This is a genomic window from Nostoc sp. NMS9 (genome assembly GCF_017114995.1).
GTDB lineage: Bacteria > Cyanobacteriota > Cyanobacteriia > Cyanobacteriales > Nostocaceae > Nostoc.
Map to the genome: position 1 here is coordinate 51,236 of NZ_JABXKL010000101.1, position 24,242 is coordinate 75,477.

Sequence of the window (24,242 nt, forward strand, 5' to 3'; positions counted from 1 at the left end):
TCTTTCCTGACTTTATACTTCGTTACATAGGTTGATTTTTTAACACCGACTTACTTAAGTTGCATAAAAGTAGGGCTGAAGCCCTGACTACGCTACAAATGCACAGAAGCTGATTATGTAATATCTTACCACTTTAGTCTGTAACATGTTACCACTTTAGATAGATATTTGATTGATAAGAGCGATCGCTTTGAGCTAGAATTTGACTCGTAAAATACCACCCAGTCGTAGCCTTTCGAGTGAATGATGGCAGGCAAGGGAACTTCATTTAATTTCTCTATTAGTTGTGCGGTGGCTTGGACTTGACGAGCATGGAATCCCAGACTTTCTGCTCCCCGTCTCAAACCTAGTAGTGTGGTTCCCTGCAAACCTGTGCCGACTGCTTCTCACACGCGGTTGAGAGTAAAGGTGCGTCCGTAGTAGTTTGGCAAAAGTGGCTAGGCTTGCAGCACCACAGTCTTCCTGACTGTGTTGGAGAACAACCTGATATCTCATGGTAAAATTAAATATCTCAGGACTTACGCAAACAATAGCTGAAAAGAATGATTTTTATGTAGGGGCAATTCATGAATTGCCCCTACCGCCTGTACTTTTACGTAAGTCCTATATCTATGAAAAAATAAGGGGCGAAAGCAACCTCGCCCCTAAGAACTGGGAGAAAAAGCGTTACTCAGCTAAAAGCGAAGGTAAGAACGTTTTTTCTCTTTTGGTTTTCAGGACTTAAGTTTCAAGAATCACAATAGATGAGATCGGATCGTTGAAAGTGTTAGCTCAACTTACCCGATCCTCTCGAAGGATGAGATTGAATCATTAGGAAGTATACCCAGACCAATATTTGGATAACGTCCTGGTCCTAAATCGGCAGAAACACCGCGAAATTGAGAATCTGTCCAGAATCTCCAAACACCCGCGTTGACTATAATCGAGGTAACACGGTCATTTACATCGTTGCCCACATTTCCAGTACCCTCGTTTGTCTGCACTAACGGCTTCCCAAAATTGTCGTCATTGAAGAGTTCCAAATCAGCACCGCCAGAAATAGCAGCAGCACTTTCATGGGAAAGGTCTTGCACAGCTTCGATGCTGTAAAAGTCTTGGGTTTGGTTGTTGATGTTAGACATTGTTTTTCTCCTGAGTTTCAGATTGTGTTTAAACTGAAGGTTAAGCTTGTTTGCCTTTCCTCTGATTCTTAATTGGTAGCAGTGATTGAATTTTATTCACTGTCGGAAATCAGAGTTATTTCCAGCTTGCTAACCTTACTGATTCTTAATTGGTAGCAGTGACATGATTCTATTCACTGTTGGGAATCAGGCGTTTTTGGCTGGTTTTCCCTTCTAATTTTTAATTGGTAGCAGTCACATGATTTTATTCACTTGATTCAGTAATGCCAATTTGGTAATATCCTCTCTTATGCATAAGTTGATTGTCCTGATACCTATACTCAATTAAGGCTTCCAAGCTGAATTTCCTTTTCTATAGGAGAGTGCAATGTCTTTTAAAGCTATGCGTTTGGACTGGTTGCAAGGTCTAGGAATTGCAATTGGAAGTGCGATCGCTTTGATCTCGAATTTGACTCGTAAAATACCACCTAGTGGTGCCCTTTTGAGTGAATGATCGCGGGCATTGGAACTTCATTTAATTTCTCTAGTAGTTCTGCGGTAGCTTGGACTTGACGAGCATGAAATCCTAGAGTTTCTGCTCGCCGTCTCAAACCTAGTAGCGTGGTTCCCCGCGAACCTGTGCCGACTGCTTCTCACGCGCGGTTGAGAGTAAAAGTACGTCCGTAGTATTTGGCGACTGTGGCTAGGCTTGCTGCACCACAGTTTTTCTCACTGTGTTGGAGAACAACCTGATCTCTCATGGTAGAATTAATTATCTATATCTATGAAAAAATAAGGAGTGAAAGCAACCTCGCCCTTAGGAACTGGGAGAAGAAGCGTTACTCAGCTAAAAGCGAAGGTGAGAGCGTTTTTTCTGTTTTGAATTTCAGCACTTAAGTTTCAAGAATCACAATAGATGAGATCGGATCGTTGAAAGTGTTAGCTCAACCTACCCGATCCTCCAGAAGGATGTGATTGAATCACTAAAACCGAGACCAATATTTGCATAACGTCCTGGTCCCAAATCGGCAGAAAGACCCCGAAATTGAGAATCTGTGAAGAATCTCCAAACACCCTCGTTGACTACAATCGAGGTAATACGGTCATTTACATCGTTGCCCACATTTCCAGTACCCTCGTTTGTCTGCACTAACAACTTCCCAAAATTGCTGTCATTGTAGAGTTCCAATGCAGCACCGCCAGAAATAGCAGCAGCAGTTTCATAGGAAAGGTCTTGCACTAATTCGATGCTGTAAAAGTCTTGGGTTTGGTTGTTGATGTTAGACATTCTTTTTCTCCTGAGTTTCAGATTGTGTTTGAACTGAAGGTTAAGCTTGTTTGCCTTGACTCTGATTTTTCATTGGTAGCAGTGATTGAATTTTATTCACTTGATTCAGTAATTCCAATTTGGTAATATCCTCTCTTATGCATAAGTTGATTGTCCTCACACCTATACTCAATTAAGGCTTCCAAGCTAAATTACCTTTTCAATAGGAGAGTGCAATGTCTTTTAAAGCTATGCGTTTGGACTGGTTGCAAGGTCTAGGAATTGCGATTGGGAGTGTGATCGCCTTTTATGCAAATATCTCAGTTGCCCAAATCACTCCAGACGGGACTCTGCCAAATAATTCCAACGTCACATTAGAGAACAACACCTTCAAAATCACCGGAGGAAGTCAAGCAGGGGGTAATCAGTTTCACAGCTTTAAAGATTTTTCTGTTCCCACTGGCTCGGAGGCATTTTTTAACAATGCTGCAAACATTCAAAACATTATTAGCCGAGTCACAGGAACGTCTATCTCTAATATTGATGGTTTAATCCGAGCCAACGGCACAGCTAACCTGTTCCTAATTAATCCCAATGGTATTATCTTTGGTGAGAATGCTCGGTTAAATATTGGTGGTTCATTTTTTGCCACATCTGCCAATAGTATGAAATTTGCTGATGGATTTGAATTTAGTGCAAAAAATCCTCAATCTACACCTTTGTTAACTATTAATGTCCCTATTGGTTTGCAATTTGGGAGCAATGCTGAAAGTGTTTCGGTGAGGGGGTCTAATCTGCAGGTAAATCCTGGTAGGAGTTTAATACTTGTTGGCGGCAATGTGAGCATGGATCGTGGTCAGCTTGTAGCTCCTTCGGGAAGTGTGGAGTTGGGGGGAGTAGCAGGAGAAAGCACCGTCGGACTTTTTTCTAACGGGGATTTCCTTGGTTTGAATTTTCCCCAAGGAGTGCCACAAGCTGATGTGTCTCTTACCAATCAAGCTGAAGTGAATGTACTTGCAAGCAATGGTGGTAATATTGCTATCAATGCAGCAAATTTGAATATATCGGAGGGAAGCCAACTGATCACAGGAATTTCAGGCGCTGGTTCATCCACAACTCAGGCGGGAGATATTAAAATTAATGCCACTGGGATAGTTGCGATCGCAGACAGCAGCAATATTTCCAATCAAGTGCTAGAGAACGCTGTGGGCAATAGTGGAAATATTAATATCAATGCTGATTCACTTTCTCTGAGCAATAACTCTTTTCTAGCTGCCAGTACCAATGGACAGGGAAATGCAGGCAACGTCACTATCAATACCAGGTCACTTTCAGTTTTTGAAGACTCTTATTTGGCAGCCAGCGCCAATGGAGAGGGAGATGCAGGGAATATAACTATTAATGCCCCCGATACTGTCTCCTTCAATGAAGGAAGCCAGGCTTATACTGACGTCACAGTCAAAGGTAATGGAGGTGATATCAATATCACCACTGGTTCACTTTTTGTTACCAATAATTCTTTCCTCGCTTCTAGCACCAAGGGAGATGGTAATTCGGGAAATATAACCATTAATGCTCGCGATGCCATCTCATTAGATAGAGGTTGGGCTTACACCGATGTTGGGGAAAACGGTAAAGGTCAAGCAGGCAACTTTAACATTATTAGTGATTCGCTTTCTTTAACAAATGGTGCTCAGCTGGATGCCAGTACTAAAAATGACGGGAATGCAGGTAATATTACTATTGACACTGGCTCACTTTCCTTAACAAATGGCTCTATACTTAGTGCCAGCACTTTGGGAGTAGGAGATGCGGGTAATATCAGCTTCAGCACAGGGTCATTTTTCGTCACAAATAACTCTCAAGTGACTGCCAGTACTTCGGGAGTAGGAAAAGCAGGTGATATAACCATCAATACAGACTCGCTTTCTGTCGCTAATGAATCTTTCTTAGCTGCCAGCGCCAATGGACGGGGAAATGCCGGAAATATCACTATTAATGCCCGCGATACAGCCTCCTTGGAGAATGGAGCGAAAGTATATACTGATGTTAATCAGCTTCCTGGTGATACCACACAAGTAGAAGGTAATGGAGGCGACATCAAAATTACTAGCGGGTCGCTTTCGTTAACGAATGGCGCTCAATTAATTTCCAACACCCAAGGTGAAGGGAATGCAGGCAGTATAACCATCGATACTGGCTCGCTTTCTGTCGCTAATCAATCTTTCTTCACTGCCAGCGCTAATGGACAACAAGGAAACGCAGGGAATATAAATATTAATGCCCGCGATCGCGTATTGTTTGATCTGGGAGGTCAAGCATATACCAATGTGACGACCAGAGGCAAGGGAGGCGACATCAGCATTAGTACAGGATTACTTACCGTAAGCAATGGTTCTAAGCTTAATACTAGCACTTCCAGAGTAGGAGATGCGGGTAATATCACCTTCAGCACAGGGTCATTTTCGGTAACAAATAACTCTGAAGTGACTGCCAGTACTTCGGGAGTGGGAAATGCAGGCAATATAACCATCAATACAGACTCGCTTTCTGTCGCTAATGAATCTTTATTAGCTACCAGCGCCAATGGACGGGGAAATGCCGGAAATATCACTATTGATGCCCGCAATAGCGTCTCATTGGAGAATGGAGCGAAAGTATATACTGATGTCAATCAGGTTCCCTTCAGTGATACCACACAAGTAGAAGGTGATGGAGGTGACATTAAAATTACTAGCGGGTCACTTTCCTTAACGAATGGTGCTCAACTAGTTGCTAGTACTAAAAATCAGGGGAATGCAGGTAATATTACTATTGATACTGGCTCACTTTCTGTCGCTAATGAATCTTTCTTAGATGCCAGAACCAATGGACGGGGAAATGCAGGTAATATTACTATTGATGCCCGCAATACCGTCTCCTTCGAGAATGGAGCCAAAGTATATACTGATGTTAATCAGCTTCTTGGTGATACCACACAAGTAGAAGGTAATGGAGGCGACATCAAAATTACTAGCGGGTCGCTTTCCTTAACATATGGCTCTCAAGTGACTGCCAGTACTTCGGGAGTGGGAAATGCAGGCAATATAACCATCAATACAGACTCGCTTTTTGTAACTAATGAATCTTTCTTAGCTGCCAGCGCCAATGGACGGGGAAATGCCGGAAATATCACTATTGATGCCCGCGAAACCGCCTCCTTCGAGAATGGAGCTAAAGTATACACTGATGTTAATCAGCTTCCTGGTGATACCACAGAAGTAGAAGGTAAGGGAGGTGACATCAAAATTACTAGCGGGTCGCTTTCCTTAACGAATGGCGCTCAATTAATTTCCAACACCCAAGGTAAAGGGAATGCAGGCAGTATAACCATTGATACTGGCGCACTTTCTGTGACTAGTAAATCTTTTTTAGCAGCCAGCGCCAATGGAGAAAATGGAGATGCTGGAAATATCACTATTAATGCCAGCGATCGCGTATTGTTTGATCAAGGTAGCGCATTCAGCAACGTTGGAATCTGCTCATTAATTGCCGTTGGCTGCACCCTAAGTAATAACACGATAAAAGGCAATGGAGGCAATATTAGTATCAAAGCGCCATCTCTCCAGTTAATCAACGACTCTTTTTTAGCTACTGGAGTGGGTGACGACAATAATTTGGAGAAGAAAGTAGAGGGAAATGCTGGCAAGATATCAATCGATCTCAGGGATGGTTTATCTTTAGACCAGAGCTTTATCACGACTACACTTTTTGCTAATGGGAAGGGCGAAGCCGGAAATATAGATATCCAAGCAGGATTTGTCTCCTCTGATCAATCTTTGATATCTGCTAGCACTCAAGGACAAGGAAATGCTGGCGGGATTTCTGTGGAGACTATGGGTGCAATTTCCCTGGCTGATAGTGACATCTCTACTGCCGTACAAAAAGGGGCAACTGGAGATGCTCAAGGGATTAATATCACAGCCCAATCACTCTTATTAACAGATGGCGCTCAACTGAATACAGTCACATCAGGAGAAGGAAAAGCTGGTAATATCCTCATCAATACAACAGATAAAGTTAGTGTATCTGGGACTAATACAACAGTGGCTCCCACCGACCTTTTTCAAAACAATATTCCACCCAGATTCAATTCTCCTCCACAGTTCGTAGATGCAGTATCGAGCGGCATATTTACCAGCACCAATTCCTCTGGAGTTGGCGGCAATATAACAGTGAATACAAATACATTTAGTATTTCCAAGGGCGCAGTTGTAGATGCCAGAACTACAGCCAGTGGAATAGGGGGAGCAATTAATATCAATACGAATACAATTGATGCAACGTCGGGTGGACAACTGACTGCAATCACATCTGGTAGTGGGCGTGCGGGTAGCATCACTCTTAATGCCACTGACAGTGCGACAATAACAGACAGCGATCCAACTTACTTGGCTCGACTTGCTCAATTCGGCGCTGACAATATCGATATATATGGCAAACCGAAAGTAGGCAATCAAGGTGCAGCCAGTGGACTAACTGTGAGCAGTGTTGGTTCGGGAAGTGCAGGTGATCTCACAGTACAGGCTGACTCTATCTATCTTAACAATGGTGCAAAAATAAGCGCTGACACTACAGGAGGAGGTGGAGATATCTTTCTCAACTCGCCTCTACTATTATTACGTCGAGGTAGCAGCATAACCACTAACGCCAGTGGTTATGATATCAGTGGTGGTAACATCACAATTGATAACAAAAATGGCTTCATCGTTGCTGTTACCAAGGAAAATAGCGATATTAGAGCAGATTCTGCGAACTTCCGTGGCGGGAATGTCACCATCAAAAATATTGCAGGGATCTTTGGTATCCAGTCCCGAAATGAGCCTTCGCTAAACACAAGCGATATCACCGCCACAGGCGCAACTCCTGATTTGAGCGGCAATGTGCAAATCAACACACCTGATGTAAATCCTAGTAACGGCTTAGTCGAACTCCCAATTAATCTAGTTGATGCTTCTAGGCAAATTTCCAATGCCTGCACTCCTGGAACTCGGCAATTCCAAAATACATTTGTAGCAACAGGACGCGGCGGACTACCCATGAGTCCCACTGAACCATTACAAGATTCAAGTACTGTGTCTGCGTGGGTGAAATTAAGATCAAAATCAGAAAACTTGGCAAATACAACTACTCAGGCACAACCAACAGCAGTTTCAACTACTCCCATTGCTGCTACAATTCCAATTGTGGAAGCTTCTAGCTGGGTAATCGATCGCAATGGAAATATAGAACTAGTAGCACAAGTTCCTCAACTCAACCCCCACAGCCCTTGGCAAACACCTGCTTCCTGTCCTGTATCTCAGGGAGGTGTGAAATATGGCAAAACTTCAGCTGCCAAAGCGAGTCGTTAGATTTGCGGTAACTCCCGTAGTCCTATTTACTCTTGCTGTTTTCCTGACTATTATTCCTAGCACATTTGCTAAACAACAAAAGACAAATTCACCAAACGGGTTTCACATTCAAATCAATAAACCCCCAGCCACAACACCACAGCAACTTCTTGAGCAAGGAGAAGCACTTTATCAAGCTGGGCGCTTTCCTGAAGCCGTAATTATTTTACAACAAGCTGTCCGTACCTATCAACGAGAAAACAATAACCTCGCACAAGCCGCAGCGCTGACTAACCTCTGTCTTGTATACCAGAAACTCGGCTCGTGGAAAGAAGCTTATGCAACTATTGACAATAGCTTAAATTTACTTGGCTGGGATCAGATAAATCAAAAGTTAAATGTCAAGAATCCAAAATCTGAATTGTTAGAAATTCTTGCACAAACTCTAAATATTCAGGGCGAATTGCAACTAGCACTGGGACAAACTGATGCATCTTTTCAAAAATCACAACAAGTAGAGCAAATCTGGAAGAAATTAGGTGATACTGCTGGAGTAACGCGCAGCCGGATTAACCAAGCACAAGCCCTACGAGTTGATGGTTTTTACCGCCGTAGCTTGGATATATTGGAGGAAGTATCCAAACAGTTACAAGCTCAACCTGACTCAGTTGTAAAAGTAATAGCTTTGCGATCGCTTGGTAATGTTTTACAACAATTAGGCGAACTTGAGTTATCCCAGAAAAACTTACAACAAAGCTTAGAAATCGCTCAACGTCTGCAACTGCCTCTAGAAATTAGTTTGACGGAATTTAGTCTCGGTAATACTGCTAGGTCGTTAAGTAATATTAAAGGTGCGATCGCTCATTATGAAAACGCTGCCAAAATTGCACCAAACCCTCTGATCAAAGTTCAAGCCCTGATTAATCAGCTGAGTTTGCTGGTCGAAAACGAACGGATTACTGAAGCAAAGTCATTAATACCCACAATCCAATCTCAATTCCCCAATCTGCCTACCAATCAAGCCGGTATTTATGCACGGATCAATTTTGCTCAGAATTTAACCACAATTGGTAACATAAAAGACATTGCAGAGATTCTGGCAACTAGCGTTCACCAAGCCAAAATAATCGGTGATGAACGTGCCGAATCCCATGCACTGGGCAGCTTGGGAGAAGTTTACGAGCAGAACCAACAATTGCAAGAAGCACAGGATTTGACGCAGCAAGCGTTGTTTATGGCTCAAAAAATTGATGCCTCAGATATAGCTTATCGCCTTGAGTGGCAGTTAGGACGCTTGCTCAAAGCACAGGGAAATATGCCAGCAGCCATATCTGCTTATGATGCTGCTGTAACAACTCTTCAGTCTCTTCGCAGCGATTTAGTTGCGGTTAATCGAGAGGTACAGTTCAATTTTCGCGATCGCATAGAACCTCTTTATCGGCAGTCTGTAGAGTTGATTTTACAAGAGAAAGGACAAGGAAAACCAGATTTAGATAAAGCACGTCAGCGAATGGAAGCCTTGCAAGTCGCAGAACTCGACAATTTTTTCCGAGAAGCTTGCTTGAGTAACCAATTTGTGGCGTTGGACAAAGTAGTAGACCGCGACAACCCGAATACTGCTATTTTCTACCCGATTATTCTAGATAATTATTTAGAAATTATTATTAAACTTCCCAATCAAAGATTGATCCATAAAACTTCTAAAGTCAAACGTCAGCAAGTAGAGCAAATTATTACAAAAATACGAGAGACAATAGTCGAACCTGATGCTAATCTGCAATTTAAAGCAGTTTCTCAACAGCTTTATAACTGGTTAATTAAACCAGTTGAAACAGACCTCCAAAATGGGAAAGTTAATACTCTAGTCTTTATTCCAGATGGGTTGCTGCGAAATATACCGATGTCTGCATTGTATGATGGCAAAGAGTATTTAGTCCAAAAATACTCTATAGCTATTAGCCCTGGACTGCAACTATTTACTCCCAAACCTTTAGCACACAAAAAATTAAATGCCCTGCTTGGAGGACTATCACAACCACCCAAAAATGAAAAGTTTGCACCACTTCCCAACGTTAAGATTGAACTGAAATTAATTCAGGAATCAGGCGTATCGACAACTACATTATTGGATAAAAATTTTACCAGTACAAATTTAGCAAAAACTATTAACACTCAAGCTTTTAGAGTTGTTCACTTGGCAACTCATGGACAATTTAGCTCTAAAGCAAAAGACACTTTTATCCTAGCAGCTGATGGACGCATCAATGTGAGTGAATTAGATAGTTTGCTTAAAAGTAGAGAGCAAAAACTAACAGAACCAGTTGAATTACTTGTTTTGAGTGCTTGCGAAACAGCAGTAGGAGATAAGCGAGCTGCATTAGGATTAGCAGGAGTTGCCCTGCGTGCTGGTGCGCGGAGTACTTTAGCCTCCCTATGGCAAATTGGCGATAACTCTACAGCTTTATTTATTGAGGAATTTTACCGCCAGTTAGTGACTGGTAAAACTACGGCAGAAGCTTTACGCTTTGCTCAATTAAAATTACTTGAAGCTCCTGAATATAACCGTCCGATGTACTGGGCACCCTACGTTATAGTTGGTAATTGGTTGTAGAAGTCTAGGCTTATAGATACTTTACTGGATATAAAATTATTAGCGGATTGGTAATTTTATTAGGGGCATCATAGCCAGATTATCCAAATTGATTGATTGCAATAAACTTTGCCAATCTTTTTCAATAGATGGATCATTATAATTAGAAATGCGTATTTGTGCTAGCATATTTAAAGCGTCAAACCAAATCCCTTTTTCAGCATAGATTATAATCTTTTGTCGAGGCTCCTTTGCGGCTTCTAATTGTTGCATAACACGCTCATCTAAATTGATTCTTTTAATGTCCCCTTCTACATATACAGGAATACTTCCTGTCTCTTGGTTACAATGTACTTTTAAATACCAACGATATGTCTTATCTACTTCTAATGAAGCAGTACTAGGGAGAGAAATACCAATGATACTTGGCTCTGAAGGTAGGGCGATCGCATTTCTATAAACATTATTTTCGGCGCTATCTTGTAAGCTAAATTCAGCGCTTGAGTTAGACAAATCCTTAGTGTAGGGGATATAAAACCAAAACGTAGGCCGTTCTAAAGTGGTTAGTCCCTCTACAGTCCCGATAATTGACTTGTTTGTCTGTTTGCCAACCTTTTGTTCCTCTTGAAATGGTACTAAGGCAGTGAGCGGGGTTGAAACCGCAGGGCAATTATCTCGACTACCCATTCCTGCTCTACGCCCAGATACAGGACTTAATGGAGCAGGTGCTTTTGGCAAAATAAAAACTGGTCGAGAAGTAGGTTGTTGAGGTGAAGCAGGTGTTTTAACTGGTTGTGCAAGCTGTTTATTAGTAATTGGTTGTTTAGTTTGATCTGTTACTTGTGTTGAATATTGAGTAGTACTGCTCAAAATCAGAGCAGTTGTTAAGATCCATTTCATTGACTTAACAGGTACGATTTTTGATTGTTGCTATCGTCATCATAAAGGTTAACGTAGCATTTGGTTAAATTGATCATCACCATTTTTGGACGCGATCGCATTTTTCCCTAGCGATACAAACTGGCGATAATCCTTGTCTGTGTGAATGTGGGGCTTGAGTGGCAACGTACCTCTGAGCCACAACAAGTTGTTGCGTCTGTAGATTACTACCCTTGTTCCCAAAAATCTCTGAAGGCTTTGAAAACAAGCCTTTAACGCCCAAGACAAAAGGGCTTGAAAACCCTGTAGTGCTTATATTTCTTAGAAGGCGGCACCCGGATTTGAACTGGGGGTGGAGATTTTGCAGACCTCAAATAACAACGCATTTACAGGCATTTTAAAGTTTATAACTCTTGCAAAAGTATTTTGTGGATTGTGCTAGTTACAGCTTTAGAAGAACCAATCAACAAATGTTTGAGTGGTTCTTTACCTTGCACAGTCTGAAACTCGCTTGGACTATTGACTGCTGCATTTGATTCTTCGACGCTGGATAAAAAGCTTTGAGTAATCATAATTCACCTAACAGAGGTGGGAATAACTATGACACACAATAAAGCTCATGTTGTCACCATGACAATTAAATAATGCACTGATGACAACTAATCATTACAGTTCGTGTCTTGTTTGCGCCGTCGTTTTCTTGCCCATATCTCTCTGAGGTGGGCAGGTTCATTTTCAAATTGAATCCACAGAGCATGAATTTCCGCTAGTCGGCGTTTGTCAGATTCTGAGGGTTCCCGACGATGCTCACCTTGGGAAAACCAATGCGCTATTGTGCTTTTAGAACGACCACACAATTCGGCAAGTTCTTCGTAGTTGACAGCCCAATGCTTTAGGAATTCTTCAGGCTCCATTTTGATAGCAACCTTAGCTTTGTAAACCTCAAACAGTTCCCAGTGTCTGCGAGTGGGTGTTTTGGCTGCAATCATAGCGACAACTTTAATAATGCACGGGTGACAACATATAGAGCTATCATACCGAGAATAAGCGATCGCAGTTTCTATGTTAGCGATTAAATATCAAGCATTCCCAGGTTATATTGCAAGTTTTTTAGCTCAATTTCAATACATCATCCAGTTTTAGGGGAATGAAAACTGCGATCGCACAGAACATATTCTGCCTGAAATCAAAAAAGGCGATCGCCTTTTTTCTGTCTAAGGTGCCTCTCGCTGGTTTCTGCTCAACTTGGTAGCTCACTGAGTGGTAGTAACATACAAACTATCCTATGATGAGTAGATTTGGTAATCTGATGTCTGACTATGGCTGCTAACACTACTGACCTAGAGAAACGTTTATGGGAAGCAGCGGATGAGTTACGCGCTAACTCCAAGCTAAAGTCCAGTGAGTATTCCATCCCGGTACTGGGGTTAATTTTCTTGCGTTACGCTGATTGGAAATTTACCCATGCTGAGGAGGAACTGAAAAATGCAGGTAGTAAAAGACGTGGGATTACCAAAGCAGACTACCAAGCAAAGGGAGTAATGTATTTGCCTGATGCTGCCAGATTCTCCACACTGCTGAATTTACCAGGAGGAGCAGATATTGGCAAGGCAATCAATGATGCTATGCGTGCCATTGAAGCAGAGAATGAAGAATTAAAGGATATTCTGCCCAAAACTTACAATCGCCTCGAAAATGACCTGTTATTTGACTTGCTGAAAAACTTTAACAAAGTCGAATTAGGAACAGATTTATCAGGGGATGCTTTCGGGAAGATTTATGAATACTTCCTGGGTAAATTTGCGATGACTGAGGGACAGAAGGGGGGAGAATTCTTTACCCCTATTTCTGTAGTAAAACTGATTGTAGAAGTAATTGAACCATATCATGGACGAATTTATTGACCCTGCTTGTGGAAGTGGTGGTATGTTTGTTCAAAGTGCATCTTTTGTAGAAAGACACAAGAAGAACCCCAGCACAGAAATTAGTATTTATGGGCAGGAGAAAGTAGGTGAAACTGTCCGCTTATGCAAGATGAACTTAGCTGTACATGGACTAGCAGGAGATATTCGCCAGAGCAATACTTATTATGAAGACATTCACAAGTCTGTAGATAAATTTGACTTTGTGATGGCTAACCCACCTTTTAATGTCGATAAGGTGGACAAAGAAAAAATCAAGGGAGATCCGCGTGTTAGCAAATTTGGAATGCCCAAAGCAGATAATGCTAATTACCTGTGGATTCATTTTTTCTGGAGTGCATTGAATGAAACAGGTAGGGCAGGATTTGTCATGGCGAATTCTGCCAGTGATGCGCGAGGTACAGAGTTAGAGATTCGGCAGAAACTTATTCAATCTCATGCAGTGGATGTGATGATTGCTGTTGGTTCTAATTTTTTCTACACTGTTACCTTACCCTGTACTCTGTGGTTTTTGGATAAGGGGAAAGCAGATACTATCCGCAGAGATAAGGTATTATTTCTGGATGCTAGGCACATTTACCGTCAAATTGACCGTGCCCATCGGGAGTTTACCCTAGAACAGATTGAATTTTTAGCGAATATTGTCAGATTGTACAGAGGTGAAGCAGTAGAGACTACCGATGGTAGCCAAGCATTGCTGGCGGAGAAATTCCCCCAAGGGGAATATATTGATGTACCTGGACTTTGTAAGGTAGCAACTTTAGAAGAAATCGCCGCGCAGGGATGGAGTTTAAACCCTGGACGTTATGTGGGTGTTGCGGAACGAGTAGTGGAAGATTTTGATTTTACTGAGAAATTGGAAGAATTGAATGAGGAATTGGAAGTTTTGAATCTGGAGGCGAGGGAATTAGAGGAGAGAATTGCTGAGAATGTGGCGAAATTGTTAGAACAAAGTTAATGCATCCCTTCTTTTAGCTGAGGTAAAAGTTATGAATATCACACTTAAACCAGAAATCGAGCAATTTATTCAAGCGCAACTTGCAACGGGTAGGTTTGCTAGTGCAGAAGATGTGATAAATGAAGCTTTTAAGTTGCTTCAAGAAAGAGAACGGCGTATTGAAGAATTACGTCAAAAAATTGCTGTGGGAACTGAACAAATCTCTAAAGGACAAGTAACTGATGGCGAAGTTGTTTTTGCTAGGTTGCAAGAAAAAATTCGGAAAATTGCTGAGGAGTCTGAAGAATGAGTAGTTATTCATTTTCAGATGAAGCAATTCGAGATTTAGATGAAATTTGTGAATATCTTGCTCGCAGTAACCCAAAAGCAGCTAGTAAGCTTTTTGATGATATTCGTAAAAAGTGTAAGTTAGTAGCAGGTTTTCCTAATATGGGGAAAAGTTACGGAAGACTTGTACCAAATTTACGCGGTTTTGTTGTGGATGATTACATGATATTTTACTATCCCAGTGAGGATGAAATTCTTGTTACTCGTATTGCCAGTGGTTATAGAGATTTAGAATCTTTGTTTGAGGATTAAGAATAAATTTTTGAGTTTGGTTACTAAGTCAGAGTCAATAATTGTAGAGAAGGTGACGAGTCAGAACAAAATGAATACATTCAAGTTTTTTAGCTGAGGTAATAGTTATGAATATCACACTTAAACCAGAAATCGAGCAATTTATTCAAGCGCAAATTGCTACAGGTAGATATGCAAATGCTGAGGAAGTGATTAGTAAAGCATTGAAATTGCTGGAAAAACAGGATAAGGAGTATCAGGAATGGGTAGAAGAAACTCGGCAAAAAGTTGATGTTGCAATTGCAGAACTTGAGCGCGGTGAAGGGTTGGATGGTGAGACTGTAGTGATGCAAATACTCGACAGATTCCAAAAAGCGCGTGAGGGTCAGGAATGAGTAATTACATTATCTCACCATCTGCAAGTCGAGATTTAAACGAAATTGCTGATTATTTTCTCCCAAGAAATCTGGAAGCAGGAGAAAAGTTATTTAGAGAATTTAATAAAAAGTGCCAAAATTTAGCTAACTTCCCCAGCATGGGACGTAGTTATGCTCATATTAAACCCTCATTGCGTGGTTTACCCCTAGATGGATATGTAATTCTTTATCAAGTTCTTGATGACGGGGTAGAAATTTTGCGTGTCGTGAGTGGTAATCGAGATTTGGAGTTTTTGTTTGCAGATGAAGAGTGAATTGTTCAGGAAAGGATGGAAAAATATAACTTTAGGCAAAATTCTAACTTTTCAAAGAGGTTTTGATATCACAAAAAGACAATTACAACCAGGTGAATATGATGTGATATTTTCCTCAGGATTGGGTGGAAAACATAACGAATATAAGGTAAAAGCTCCAGGGGTAGTGATTGGTAGAAAGGGAACTCTTGGTACTGTCTTCTTTGCTAAAAGTAATTTTTGGGCAACTGATACAACATTATGGGTTAAAGATTTTCATGGTAATGATGAGAAGTTCGCGTACTATTTTCTACAAACATTGCACCTTGAACAATATGATTGTGGTTCTGCCAATCCAACTCTAAATAGAAATCATATTCATGAATTACCTATTTCTTATCCATCTCTCCCCACGCAGAAGAAAATCGCCGCCATACTCTCAGCGTATGATGACCTAATAGAAAACAACACAAGACGCATCAAAATATTAGAAGAAATGGCACAAACCCTCTACCATGAGTGGTTTGTCAAATTCCGCTTCCCTGGTCAGGAACACACCAAAATGGTTGATTCTGAATTGGGGTTAATTCCTGAAGGGTGGGAGTTAAAGCAATTAGAACAAGTTGCAGACATCAATTTATCTAGTATTAAATCTGGAAATGCACCAGAAGAAATTAAATATGTAGATATTTCTTCTGTTAATACTGGGCAAATAAATAATATTGAAACTATTGCTTTTGTAGAAGCTTCTAGTCGTGCGCGTAGAGTAGTAAAACATGGAGATATTATCTGGTCTACTGTCAGACCTAACCGCAGGTCATACAGTTTAATTATTAATCCAATACAAAATCTAATTGTTTCAACTGGATTTGCAGTAATAACAGCAAAAAAAATACCATATACGTATCTTTATCATGCATTAACAACAGATAACTTTGTGGATTATTTAACCAATAATGCAACTGGTTCAGCATATCCAGCAGTAAATACAGCAGATTTTAAAAATGCTGAATTAATAATTCCTCCTCATGAACTACTAAACCAATTTCACAAGTTTTGTGCAGATATTTTGAGTCAAAAACAAAACTTTCACTCAAAAAACTTAAACCTCCGCAAAACCCGTGACTTACTCCTCCCCAAACTCATCTCAGGAGAAATCGACGTAGAACACCTAAAAATCACTACAGAAGATATAGCTGCTTAACCAATTAAAAATAATTAGATAAAAACTAAATTGTGAAAATTCCAGATAATCTCATCATTTCCGAAGAAAAACTTACCCGTTATCTTTTAGTCCCCCGTATCAAAGATGATAAATCAAAATTTTTAGCTTAAGCAGAATTTACACAAAATAACCCAGAAGATTTATTGACAGCGATTCGACAACTCGCCACCACCAATGAAGTTGTAGAAGATAATACTAATGAATATGGAACTTTTTACACTATTGCAGGATACCTACAAGGAGTAAATGGTCAAAATTTAGCAGTTATTACAGTTTGGCTAGAATCAAAACATGACGGAAGCTTTCGTTTTATTACCTTGAAACCAAAAAAGGACTAATGATGATGAAATTGGAACTATATCAGTACATTGCTCTGTGTCGAGACTTCCCAGAATACAACCTCAAACAGGGTGATGTCGCCATGCTAATTGATGATGTGACTCATCCAAGCGGTGGTGAAGATGGCTATGTATTAGAAGTCTTTAATGCAGCAGGTGACTCTATCGCTGTTTTTACTGTTCCTATGTCAGCAGTAGAAAAAATGCCCAGCGATGCAGTATTAGCCATTCGCCCATTAGCAGAATTAAAGTAATCACTTTATGAAACCACTAAAAAGAATCACATTCAACCCAGAAATCATGGGTGGCAAACCTTGCATTCGAGGTATGCGTGTTACTGTAGGTACAATTGTAAGCTTAATGGCAGCAGGACATACCCCAGAAGATATTCTCAAAGCGTACCCATACCTAGAACGTGAGGATATTTATGAAGCTTTAGCTTATGCTGCATGGCGGGTAGAAGAAATTGAAGTACCCCTTGCTTGGGCATGAAAATTTTACTTAATATGAATCTTTCTCCTGACTGGGTTCCAGTCTTAGAGGATGTTTTAAAAGTCGTAAAGTATACTTGAAACCCCTCTCCAAACCTCTCCCCGAAGCGGAGAGAGGCTTTGAAACCCCCATTCCCTCGTAGGGAAGGGGGCTAGGGGGGTTAGGTTTCTGAAGCTTTGATGTGACGAAAAATACTTTTCAAACATCCTCTTAGAAAGTGAGGGTTTTGAAGCTGTCCACTAATCAACAATTGGTAATCCCAGTGCTACAGACAAAGTAATCATGGCATGGGCACTGACAAACGACTAGATTGTTTGTCACCATGACTTAGATTTTGGTACACTGCTGGCAATGACTCAAGCTGATGCACCCAGTGTAATTCCAATACGGTTCAGTTAGCGCCAAAAACCTTAAACTGCGTAGGTTGGGTTGAGGAACAAAACCCAACATTTTCGGTGGTTTGTTGGGTTTCACTTCGTTCAACCCAACCTACGATTATCCTTAACTGAACCGTATTGAGTGTAATTCAAGTGCGATCGCAAATCTTTTGATCTCGATGTCTAAGCGATCTCTTTCAATATTGCGTTAAAAATGACAACCAAAGGCAATTTGGTATAAGCAACAGGTACTTCAACATCGTGTTGAGGTACTTAAAAGTCGTGTTGAGGTACTTCAACATCGTGTTGAGGTACTTAAAAGTCGTGTTGAGGTACTTAAAAGTCGTTTTGGAGTACTTCAAACTTTGTCACACCGCGATTCAAGCTGTGTAGATTGGGTTGAGGCTTTGCGTCTACGTTCTTTAACCCCATCAATCCCCAACGCCGAACTTTTGAGTTAAAAATGGAGTAAATCTATACTCCATACCTATGCGTCCACCTCACCCAGACTCAGAAGCAGCGCTAGAGAATGCCACCATTGAACTATTCTCTCAACTACAATGGGAAACAGCCAATTGTTACCATGAAACCTTTGGTACAAACAGCACACTGGGAAGAGAGACAAAGGGTGAGGTAGTTTTAATTCCCAAACTCCAGTTAGCTGTAAAAAACTTAAACCCTGACTTACCCACAGAAGCTATCCAACTGGCCATTGAAGAATTAACTCGTGACAGAAGCACGTTGAGTTTAGCCAATGCGAATGCAGAAATTTATCAACTCCTCAAAGATGGAGTGAAAGTCAGTTTTAAAAATGATCAGGGTGAAGACCAAACAGAAACAGTCAAAGTCATTGACTGGAATCAGCCAGAAAATAATAATTTTTTTCTCGCGTCTCAATTCTGGGTGACAGGAGAGATTTACACCAGAAGAACAGACTTAATAGGGTTTGTGAATGGTTTACCTTTAGTTTTCATTGAACTAAAAGCACATCACCAACGCTTAGAACTTGCCTATAAAAACAATCTCACAGATTACAAGCAAACTATCCCCCAACTCTTCTGGTACAACGCATTTATCATCCTCTCCAATGGTAAAAAAAGTCGCATTAGTAGCTTAACTGCCAAATGGGAACATTACTCGGAGTGGAAGAAGATAAATTCTGAAGGAGAAGAAGGGATAATTTCTCTAGACACGATAATTAGAGGTACTTGTGAACCTACCAAATTACTGGATCTAGTTGAAAATTTCATCTTCTTTTACGCTGCTAAAGGCAGTTTAGTGAAAATCGTTGCGAAAAATCATCAATATTTAGGAGTTAACCAAGCAGTTACCGCAGTAAAGGAAATTAAATCCAATCAAGGCAGATTAGGAGTATTTTGGCATACCCAAGGTAGCGGTAAAAGTTACTCAATGGTCTTCTTCTCCCAAAAAGTGGTGCGAAAACTCTATGGTAACTGGACATTTGTGATAATCACTGACAGAGAAGACTTAGACGAACAAATCTACAAAAACTTTGCCTATGCTGGTGCAGTGACAGAAATCGAAAAAAATGTCCGCGCTAAAAGTGCAGAACACCTCAAACAACTCCTGCATGAAGATCATCGCTACATTTTCACGATGATTCAAAAATTCCGCACTGAAAAAGGCGGAACCTATCCCCAAATTTCTGATAGGTCAGATATTATCGTCATTGCAGATGAGGCACACCGCAGTCAGTATGACACATTCGCTCTCAACATGAGGAATGCTTTACCCCATGCAGCATTCATTGGTTTCACTGGTACACCTCTAATGTTAGGAGAGCAAGAAACCAAAAAAACCTTTGGTGATTACATCAGCATTTATAACTTCCGGCAATCAATAGAAGATAGCGCCACAGTTCCCCTCTACTATGAAAACAGAATTCCCGAATTGCAACTTACCAATGATGCCCTCAATGAAGATATAGCAGAAATCATCGAATCAGCAACAATGGATGAGGAAGAAGAGAAGAAACTAGAAAGACAATGTGCCAGAGAATATCAATTAATTACCAGAGATGACCGATTAGAGAAAATTGCTCAAGATATTGTCACCCACTTGCTGGGTAGAGGATACCAGGGTAAAGCAATGATTGTCAGCATTGACAGATTTACTGCGGTCAAAATGTACAACAAAGTCCAGCACCACTGGCAACAACACCTCCAGCAGTTTAAAAATCAACTTGCTGAATCTAATTTAAGCGAATTTGAACGCAAAAAATTATCAGTCACAATTAAATATATGTCAGAAACAGATATGGCAGTGGTCATATCTCAGTCTCAAAACGAAGTAGAAGCATTTCAGAAAAAAGAATTAGACATTACGCCTCACCGTCAAAGGTTAGTGAGTGAATCTCCCCCACTGGATGAAAAATTCAAAGATCCATCTCATCCCCTACGCATCATCTTTGTCTGCGCTATGTGGATGACTGGATTTGATGTCCCCAGTTGTTCCACCATTTACTTAGACAAACCCATGAAGAACCATACTCTCATGCAAACCATTGCCAGAGCAAATCGTGTCTTCCCAGGTAAAGTTAATGGTTTAATTGTTGATTACATTGGTGTCTTCCGAGATTTACAGAAAGCACTAACCATTTATGGTTCCGCATCTGGTGGTGGGATTAAAGAAGAAGATACTCCAGTTAAAGCAAAAACAGCTTTAGTGGCACAATTAAGAGAAGCGATCGCCCAAACCACAACATTCTGTACGCAAAAAGGCATTGATTTTGCTGTACTGGAGTCAGCACAAGGTTTTGCACGCACCAAGTTTTGGGCAGATGCAGTGGAATGCATCATTATTAATGATGAGGCCAAAAAAACTTATCTTTCCCTAGCAGGTAACGCTAACAAACTCTACAAAGCTATCCTCCCAGATCCTGCTGCCAATGAATTTACCGCTATTAATGCTCATTTGCAGGCAATCAAAGACCAAATTCTGGCAGAAGTACCAGAAGTTGATGTGTCCGAAGTGATGGAACAAGTGGAGGAACTGTTGGATCTGTCCATCACTGCTGGAGAGTTTGTCATCACAGAATCCCACAGTCAACGCATCGACTTAAGCCAAATCGACTTTGTAGCGTTAAAAAATAAATTTGCTAGTACTGACTACCAGAGAACAGAGACAGAAAAACTCAAAACAGCGATCGCGCAAAAACTCCAGCAGATGGTGAGGTTAAATAAAACTCGCATCAACTACCTGGAGAAATTCCAGCAGATGATTGCAGAACACAATGCTGACTCACGCAACGTGCAGATATTCTTCAATGATTTGATTAACTTTGCTCAAGAATTGGGCGTTGAAGATAAAAGAGCGATCGCAAAAAATCTCACTGAAGAAGAACTAGCAATTTTTGACTTACTGACTAAACCAGAAATTCAACTGACTAAGCAAGAGGAACAGGAAGTTAAACAAGTTGCAAGAGAATTACTCAAAACTCTCAAAAAAGAGAAGTTAGTTTTGGATTGGAAGAAGAGACAGCAAACCAGAGCATCGGTGGAAGTAGCGATTAAGGATAGTTTGGATCGGTTACCGCAGAGTTATTCTACTGAACTGTATGAACAGAAGTGTCAGGAAGTTTATCAGCACATTTATGAGAACTATTCTGGGCAAGGTAGTATCTATAATACTGGTGCGTAAATTCGGATACAGAATCCCTTGCATAGGAATAGAACTAAGCGACACAGAAGTAAACATAACCCGGACAGGAGGCAGAGCAGAGACTACTAGCTAGTTTTTTACCCTTGTTTTTGGTCGTCATCTAACACAGGTATCTCTGAGGATTTCTATCAGCACTGACTTCGTGGATATGTCCTGACCCATGTCGATCAGGAAACAAGAACTCCTTGCGGCGATTGGGGTTGTACTCTTCTAAATACTGCTTGAGCTTCTGATGTAATTGCTTAGTAGGCGATCGCCTATATTTTAATTCAACAAGTTTATAGTTCTGGCACCTGTAGGTTACGTTTATTACCTGCGTAATGCTTGTAAATAATTTCTGGAGAGTTACCAACCCACCTTCCTACATCCTTCGCATCAATATCAGCTTCTAGGCAAAGAGTAATAAAAGTGTGTCTGCATTGGTGAGGTTTGCGATATTCGCTGACTACACCCTGTTTTACAAGGTGAGTTACGATGCCATCTATATGTGTACCACGATGATTTTTGTAACATTTCCAAGCATGATTAAGAAAATCTCCAAAGTCTACTATGCCGCCTTTCTTGCTTCTAAAGATAAAATAATCTAGGTTACAGTTCTCTGGCTTGATAGAGTCTAAAATTTCACGGTGCTGATTATTAATCGGAAAACGTCTTTGGCTTTGGGTTTTTAATCCATCTTTGAGAGCTAGCCCTTTAGTACTGATGGTAATTGCTTGCTCAAAGGTAATGTATTTATCACTGATATGCTTCCATTGTAGAGCGATCGCTTCTGATGGTCTGCACCCAGTGAAAAATAATAATTTTACTAAAGGAGCATAGTAACTGTAGAGTTTGCTCTCCTCAAATGCTTGAATTATGCTATCCCGTTCTTCCTTAGTAAAGGGATTAATTTCATATTCTGCTGATTCTGACTTCGGCATTTGAATATCTTTTGCCATACTTTGAAAGGGATTGGATTCAACTAGCTGACTCTTGAGTGCCCAATCCCAGCAAGCATTTATATTTGTCAAAGTACGTTTGGCGGCATTAGCACTGAGATTTGCAAGTAAATAGTCTCGAATTGCGATCGCATCATCTAAAATTTTAGTTGGTAATTTAGCAATGTGATTGCGATACTTGCGGTAGTCAACCGCATAAGTAGAAGGACTAACCTGTGGTTTTTTAAACTCAGCATATTTTTCCCATAATTCTCCCAAGTCATATTGGAGGGTAGCTGAAGACTAATTGGCGTAATTGGGCTAACGGTACTTAATGAAGCTGCTGGTTTGTACTTAGCTAAACTGGCATCAAACTCTCCATAGTCAATAGACCTCTGGATTGTTGCCGCTAAAGTCGATGCTTGGTGTCTTCCTAAAGGTGTATCGTAGTGCCTTGTCGAAAGGTAGAAACGCTTGGTTTTTAGCTCTCCCGTCGGCGTAACAATAGGATGAGAAAAACTAATTGGAGACTGCCGTTAGAGTTCTTAATCTGCACTGAACGCCGATGGGCAATACTTTGAGATTTTTAGGATTCCATAAGGGTAATTAACTGGGGTAAAGACCTTTATCCTTGCAATTTACCCCAGTTTTACCCCAGAAATACTTATTGGGGTAAAAACCTTTACCTTACATTTTTACCCCAGTTTTACCCCAGTTCTTTACCCAAACTACCCAAAATTACCCCAAAAATATTGGAAGGCTCTGGAAACAAGCCCTACAACTACCATTAAAAAAGGGCTTCAAAGCCCTGTAATGCTTATATTTCTTTGAAGGCGGCACCCGGATTTGAACCGGGGGTGAAGGTTTTGCAGACCTCTGCCTTACCACTTGGCTATGCCGCCACAGCAAGATTCCCTGGACTACTTTAATGTTGCTAAGGTATCTTAGTACCCATTTAGTAGTCATAGGGCGCTAGTTAAACCATGATAGCATAGGATTCTGAGGTAGAAATAGTAGGTTAACTGGATGTTTCTGGTAGTCTTTAGGCGATCGCTAAAAAGTGGCGATTACAAGTTGACCACAGCACAAACAACTCTTAGCTGATTAAAGAAAGTTGTAATTCTTCACTCCTCATTTGTTACACCTTTACTTCATCGGCAAAACTACCCCAACGGAGAAAGTGAAATGGGCCGGCGATAGAACCCCAGAGACGTTCATCGGTGTCTAAATCCCTTCCCCGATCGAGGCTGAAAAATTCTTTAGCGTCAATCTCAAATTCGTTATCCAGATAAGTATTTTTGCCGTCACGAACCACTATGCAGCCTTTACCAGGTTCAACTCTGCCTTTAAAGCTCTTACCTGTCCACTCTACAATCATGTTGCAACCTGGCATTTTTTCCAATTGGTCAACAGACAACTCTTTGAGGCGTTCGGGTTGACGAGATGCACCGTAAAATTTTTCTTCTTCTTTAACGGTATAGTGTTCAATCGCAATGTGGTTTTCTGCCGGAATCAACTTCATTACCCGCATCCGGTAGGGTTGATTGAGCAAAAAATCATAAGCTTGTTCGAGAAACAAACTTACCCCTGAGAACAATTCCAAGGGAAGGGGACGGATACACACACGGATATGGGCATAAAAAGGCGGATTTTCAAAAGCTTGTTCTTGATTGCTAAAGTCAGCTGCCATCCAGCGGGCTAAGGTGGCGATATCAGTAGAATGAGTCATTACAAAACGATCGACTAGTTGCTTGAATATTATCTAGGATTATTTTGACACTCCCTAGACTCAAAAATCCTGATTGCGATCGCAATTTTTAAATTATATCTATGATGGATGCTTTGACTGGAGAAAATCAGGCTGCTTCAGTACAAGTTAAACTGCTGACATCTTGTATC

Annotated in this window: 22 protein-coding genes, 1 tRNA gene and 4 pseudogenes; 15 read left to right on the top strand and 12 right to left on the bottom strand. The window is 40.8% G+C overall.

Annotated elements, in window-relative coordinates; translation table 11 throughout:
* Positions 1 to 209: 209 nt before the first annotated feature.
* Positions 210 to 495, bottom strand: a pseudogene (locus tag HWQ40_RS33310) (cysteine peptidase family C39 domain-containing protein); the annotation flags it as partial.
* Between HWQ40_RS33310 and HWQ40_RS33315 the strand changes: the two are divergent.
* Entirely contained in the window at positions 494 to 724 is a 231-nt protein-coding gene (locus tag HWQ40_RS33315) for a hypothetical protein (protein ID WP_292786403.1), read from the top strand. The pseudogene HWQ40_RS33310 and the gene HWQ40_RS33315 overlap by 2 nt on opposite strands.
* Positions 725 to 776: 52 nt before the next feature.
* On the opposite strand, the gene HWQ40_RS33320 is transcribed toward HWQ40_RS33315, so the two are convergent.
* Positions 777 to 1,121 (bottom strand): beta/gamma crystallin-related protein, encoded by a 345-nt coding sequence (locus tag HWQ40_RS33320; protein ID WP_292786406.1) that lies wholly within the window; start codon positions 1,119 to 1,121, stop codon positions 777 to 779.
* 367 nt (positions 1,122 to 1,488) lie between these two features.
* Here HWQ40_RS33320 and HWQ40_RS33325 point away from each other — a divergent pair, with 367 nt between their 5' ends.
* Complete coding sequence (locus tag HWQ40_RS33325; RefSeq protein WP_292786408.1) at positions 1,489 to 1,614, top strand: hypothetical protein; 126 nt, start codon at positions 1,489 to 1,491, stop codon at positions 1,612 to 1,614.
* On the opposite strand, the pseudogene HWQ40_RS33330 reads toward HWQ40_RS33325, so the two are convergent.
* Positions 1,592 to 1,861: pseudogene (locus HWQ40_RS33330) on the bottom strand (cysteine peptidase family C39 domain-containing protein); the annotation flags it as partial. The gene HWQ40_RS33325 and the pseudogene HWQ40_RS33330 overlap by 23 nt on opposite strands.
* Positions 1,862 to 2,049: 188 nt before the next feature.
* Positions 2,050 to 2,388, bottom strand: a complete 339-nt coding sequence (locus tag HWQ40_RS33335) for a beta/gamma crystallin-related protein (RefSeq protein ID WP_292786410.1) — start codon at positions 2,386 to 2,388, stop codon at positions 2,050 to 2,052.
* A 215-nt stretch (positions 2,389 to 2,603) separates the two neighbouring features.
* Between HWQ40_RS33335 and HWQ40_RS33340 the strand changes: the two genes are divergently transcribed.
* Together HWQ40_RS33340 and HWQ40_RS33345 are read left to right on the top strand one after the other, a co-directional pair.
* Entirely contained in the window at positions 2,604 to 7,757 is a 5,154-nt protein-coding gene (locus HWQ40_RS33340) for a filamentous hemagglutinin N-terminal domain-containing protein (RefSeq protein WP_292786414.1), read from the top strand.
* Entirely contained in the window at positions 7,723 to 10,347 is a 2,625-nt protein-coding gene (locus tag HWQ40_RS33345) for a CHAT domain-containing protein (protein WP_292786417.1), read from the top strand. Before HWQ40_RS33340 ends, HWQ40_RS33345 begins: the two co-directional genes overlap by 35 nt.
* Positions 10,348 to 10,386: 39 nt before the next feature.
* Here HWQ40_RS33345 and HWQ40_RS33350 read toward each other — a convergent pair whose 3' ends face one another.
* From HWQ40_RS33350 to HWQ40_RS33365, 4 genes are all read right to left on the bottom strand, one after another.
* Complete coding sequence (locus HWQ40_RS33350; protein ID WP_292786420.1) at positions 10,387 to 11,226, bottom strand: DUF928 domain-containing protein; 840 nt, start codon at positions 11,224 to 11,226, stop codon at positions 10,387 to 10,389.
* Positions 11,227 to 11,609: 383 nt separating this feature from the next.
* Positions 11,610 to 11,777 carry a hypothetical protein gene (locus HWQ40_RS33355; protein ID WP_292786422.1) on the bottom strand — a complete coding sequence of 56 codons (168 nt, stop codon included), beginning with the start codon at positions 11,775 to 11,777 and terminating at the stop codon, positions 11,610 to 11,612.
* A gap of 87 nt (positions 11,778 to 11,864) precedes the next feature.
* Positions 11,865 to 12,194 (bottom strand): hypothetical protein, encoded by a 330-nt coding sequence (locus HWQ40_RS33360; RefSeq protein WP_292786425.1) that lies wholly within the window; start codon positions 12,192 to 12,194, stop codon positions 11,865 to 11,867.
* A gap of 121 nt (positions 12,195 to 12,315) precedes the next feature.
* Positions 12,316 to 12,462, bottom strand: coding sequence for a hypothetical protein (locus HWQ40_RS33365; protein ID WP_292786428.1), 147 nt, complete (start codon positions 12,460 to 12,462; stop codon positions 12,316 to 12,318).
* 62 nt (positions 12,463 to 12,524) lie between these two features.
* On the opposite strand from HWQ40_RS33365, the gene HWQ40_RS33370 reads away from it, so the two are divergent.
* From HWQ40_RS33370 to HWQ40_RS33420, 11 genes and pseudogenes are all read left to right on the top strand, one after another.
* Positions 12,525 to 13,109 (top strand): type I restriction-modification system subunit M N-terminal domain-containing protein, encoded by a 585-nt coding sequence (locus HWQ40_RS33370; protein ID WP_292786431.1) that lies wholly within the window; start codon positions 12,525 to 12,527, stop codon positions 13,107 to 13,109.
* Positions 13,093 to 14,085 carry an N-6 DNA methylase gene (locus tag HWQ40_RS33375; RefSeq protein WP_292786434.1) on the top strand — a complete coding sequence of 331 codons (993 nt, stop codon included), beginning with the start codon at positions 13,093 to 13,095 and terminating at the stop codon, positions 14,083 to 14,085. The genes HWQ40_RS33370 and HWQ40_RS33375 overlap by 17 nt, the downstream gene beginning before the upstream one ends.
* Positions 14,086 to 14,116: 31 nt before the next feature.
* The gene (locus HWQ40_RS33380) at positions 14,117 to 14,374 is read left to right on the top strand and encodes a type II toxin-antitoxin system ParD family antitoxin (RefSeq protein ID WP_292786437.1); all 258 of its coding nucleotides are present in this window, start codon (positions 14,117 to 14,119) and stop codon (positions 14,372 to 14,374) included.
* On the top strand, positions 14,371 to 14,664 hold the full coding sequence (locus HWQ40_RS33385; protein ID WP_292786440.1) for a type II toxin-antitoxin system RelE/ParE family toxin: 294 nt from the start codon (positions 14,371 to 14,373) through the stop codon (positions 14,662 to 14,664). The genes HWQ40_RS33380 and HWQ40_RS33385 overlap by 4 nt, the downstream gene beginning before the upstream one ends.
* Before the next feature lie 107 nt (positions 14,665 to 14,771).
* A complete protein-coding gene (locus tag HWQ40_RS33390) occupies positions 14,772 to 15,038 on the top strand; it encodes a type II toxin-antitoxin system ParD family antitoxin (RefSeq protein ID WP_292786443.1) in 267 nt (88 codons plus the stop codon).
* Positions 15,035 to 15,334 carry a type II toxin-antitoxin system RelE/ParE family toxin gene (locus HWQ40_RS33395; protein ID WP_292786446.1) on the top strand — a complete coding sequence of 100 codons (300 nt, stop codon included), beginning with the start codon at positions 15,035 to 15,037 and terminating at the stop codon, positions 15,332 to 15,334. The genes HWQ40_RS33390 and HWQ40_RS33395 overlap by 4 nt, the downstream gene beginning before the upstream one ends.
* Complete coding sequence (locus tag HWQ40_RS33400; protein WP_292786449.1) at positions 15,324 to 16,517, top strand: restriction endonuclease subunit S; 1,194 nt, start codon at positions 15,324 to 15,326, stop codon at positions 16,515 to 16,517. Before HWQ40_RS33395 ends, HWQ40_RS33400 begins: the two co-directional genes overlap by 11 nt.
* Positions 16,518 to 16,666: 149 nt before the next feature.
* Positions 16,667 to 16,876, top strand: a pseudogene (locus HWQ40_RS33405) (DUF6883 domain-containing protein); the annotation flags it as partial.
* Positions 16,876 to 17,130 carry a DUF4926 domain-containing protein gene (locus tag HWQ40_RS33410; RefSeq protein WP_292786454.1) on the top strand — a complete coding sequence of 85 codons (255 nt, stop codon included), beginning with the start codon at positions 16,876 to 16,878 and terminating at the stop codon, positions 17,128 to 17,130. The pseudogene HWQ40_RS33405 and the gene HWQ40_RS33410, both read left to right, overlap by 1 nt.
* 7 nt (positions 17,131 to 17,137) lie before the next feature.
* Positions 17,138 to 17,368: a DUF433 domain-containing protein gene (locus HWQ40_RS33415; protein WP_292786456.1), complete on the top strand. Its 231-nt coding sequence runs from the start codon at positions 17,138 to 17,140 to the stop codon at positions 17,366 to 17,368.
* Positions 17,369 to 18,234: 866 nt separating this feature from the next.
* The gene (locus tag HWQ40_RS33420; protein WP_292786459.1) at positions 18,235 to 21,405 is read left to right on the top strand and encodes a type I restriction endonuclease subunit R; all 3,171 of its coding nucleotides are present in this window, start codon (positions 18,235 to 18,237) and stop codon (positions 21,403 to 21,405) included.
* A 299-nt stretch (positions 21,406 to 21,704) separates the two neighbouring features.
* Here the strand turns inward: HWQ40_RS33420 and HWQ40_RS33425 are convergent, their stop codons facing one another.
* The 4 genes and pseudogenes from HWQ40_RS33425 to HWQ40_RS33440 form a co-directional block, all read right to left on the bottom strand.
* Entirely contained in the window at positions 21,705 to 22,622 is a 918-nt protein-coding gene (locus HWQ40_RS33425) for a site-specific integrase (protein ID WP_292786461.1), read from the bottom strand.
* Between the two features lie 122 nt (positions 22,623 to 22,744).
* A pseudogene (locus HWQ40_RS33430) lies at positions 22,745 to 22,867 on the bottom strand (hypothetical protein); the annotation flags it as partial.
* Positions 22,868 to 23,174: 307 nt separating this feature from the next.
* Positions 23,175 to 23,245, bottom strand: a tRNA-Cys gene (locus HWQ40_RS33435).
* Between the two features lie 236 nt (positions 23,246 to 23,481).
* The gene (locus HWQ40_RS33440) at positions 23,482 to 24,072 is read right to left on the bottom strand and encodes a chromophore lyase CpcT/CpeT (RefSeq protein WP_292786464.1); all 591 of its coding nucleotides are present in this window, start codon (positions 24,070 to 24,072) and stop codon (positions 23,482 to 23,484) included.
* Positions 24,073 to 24,242: the final 170 nt, after the last annotated feature.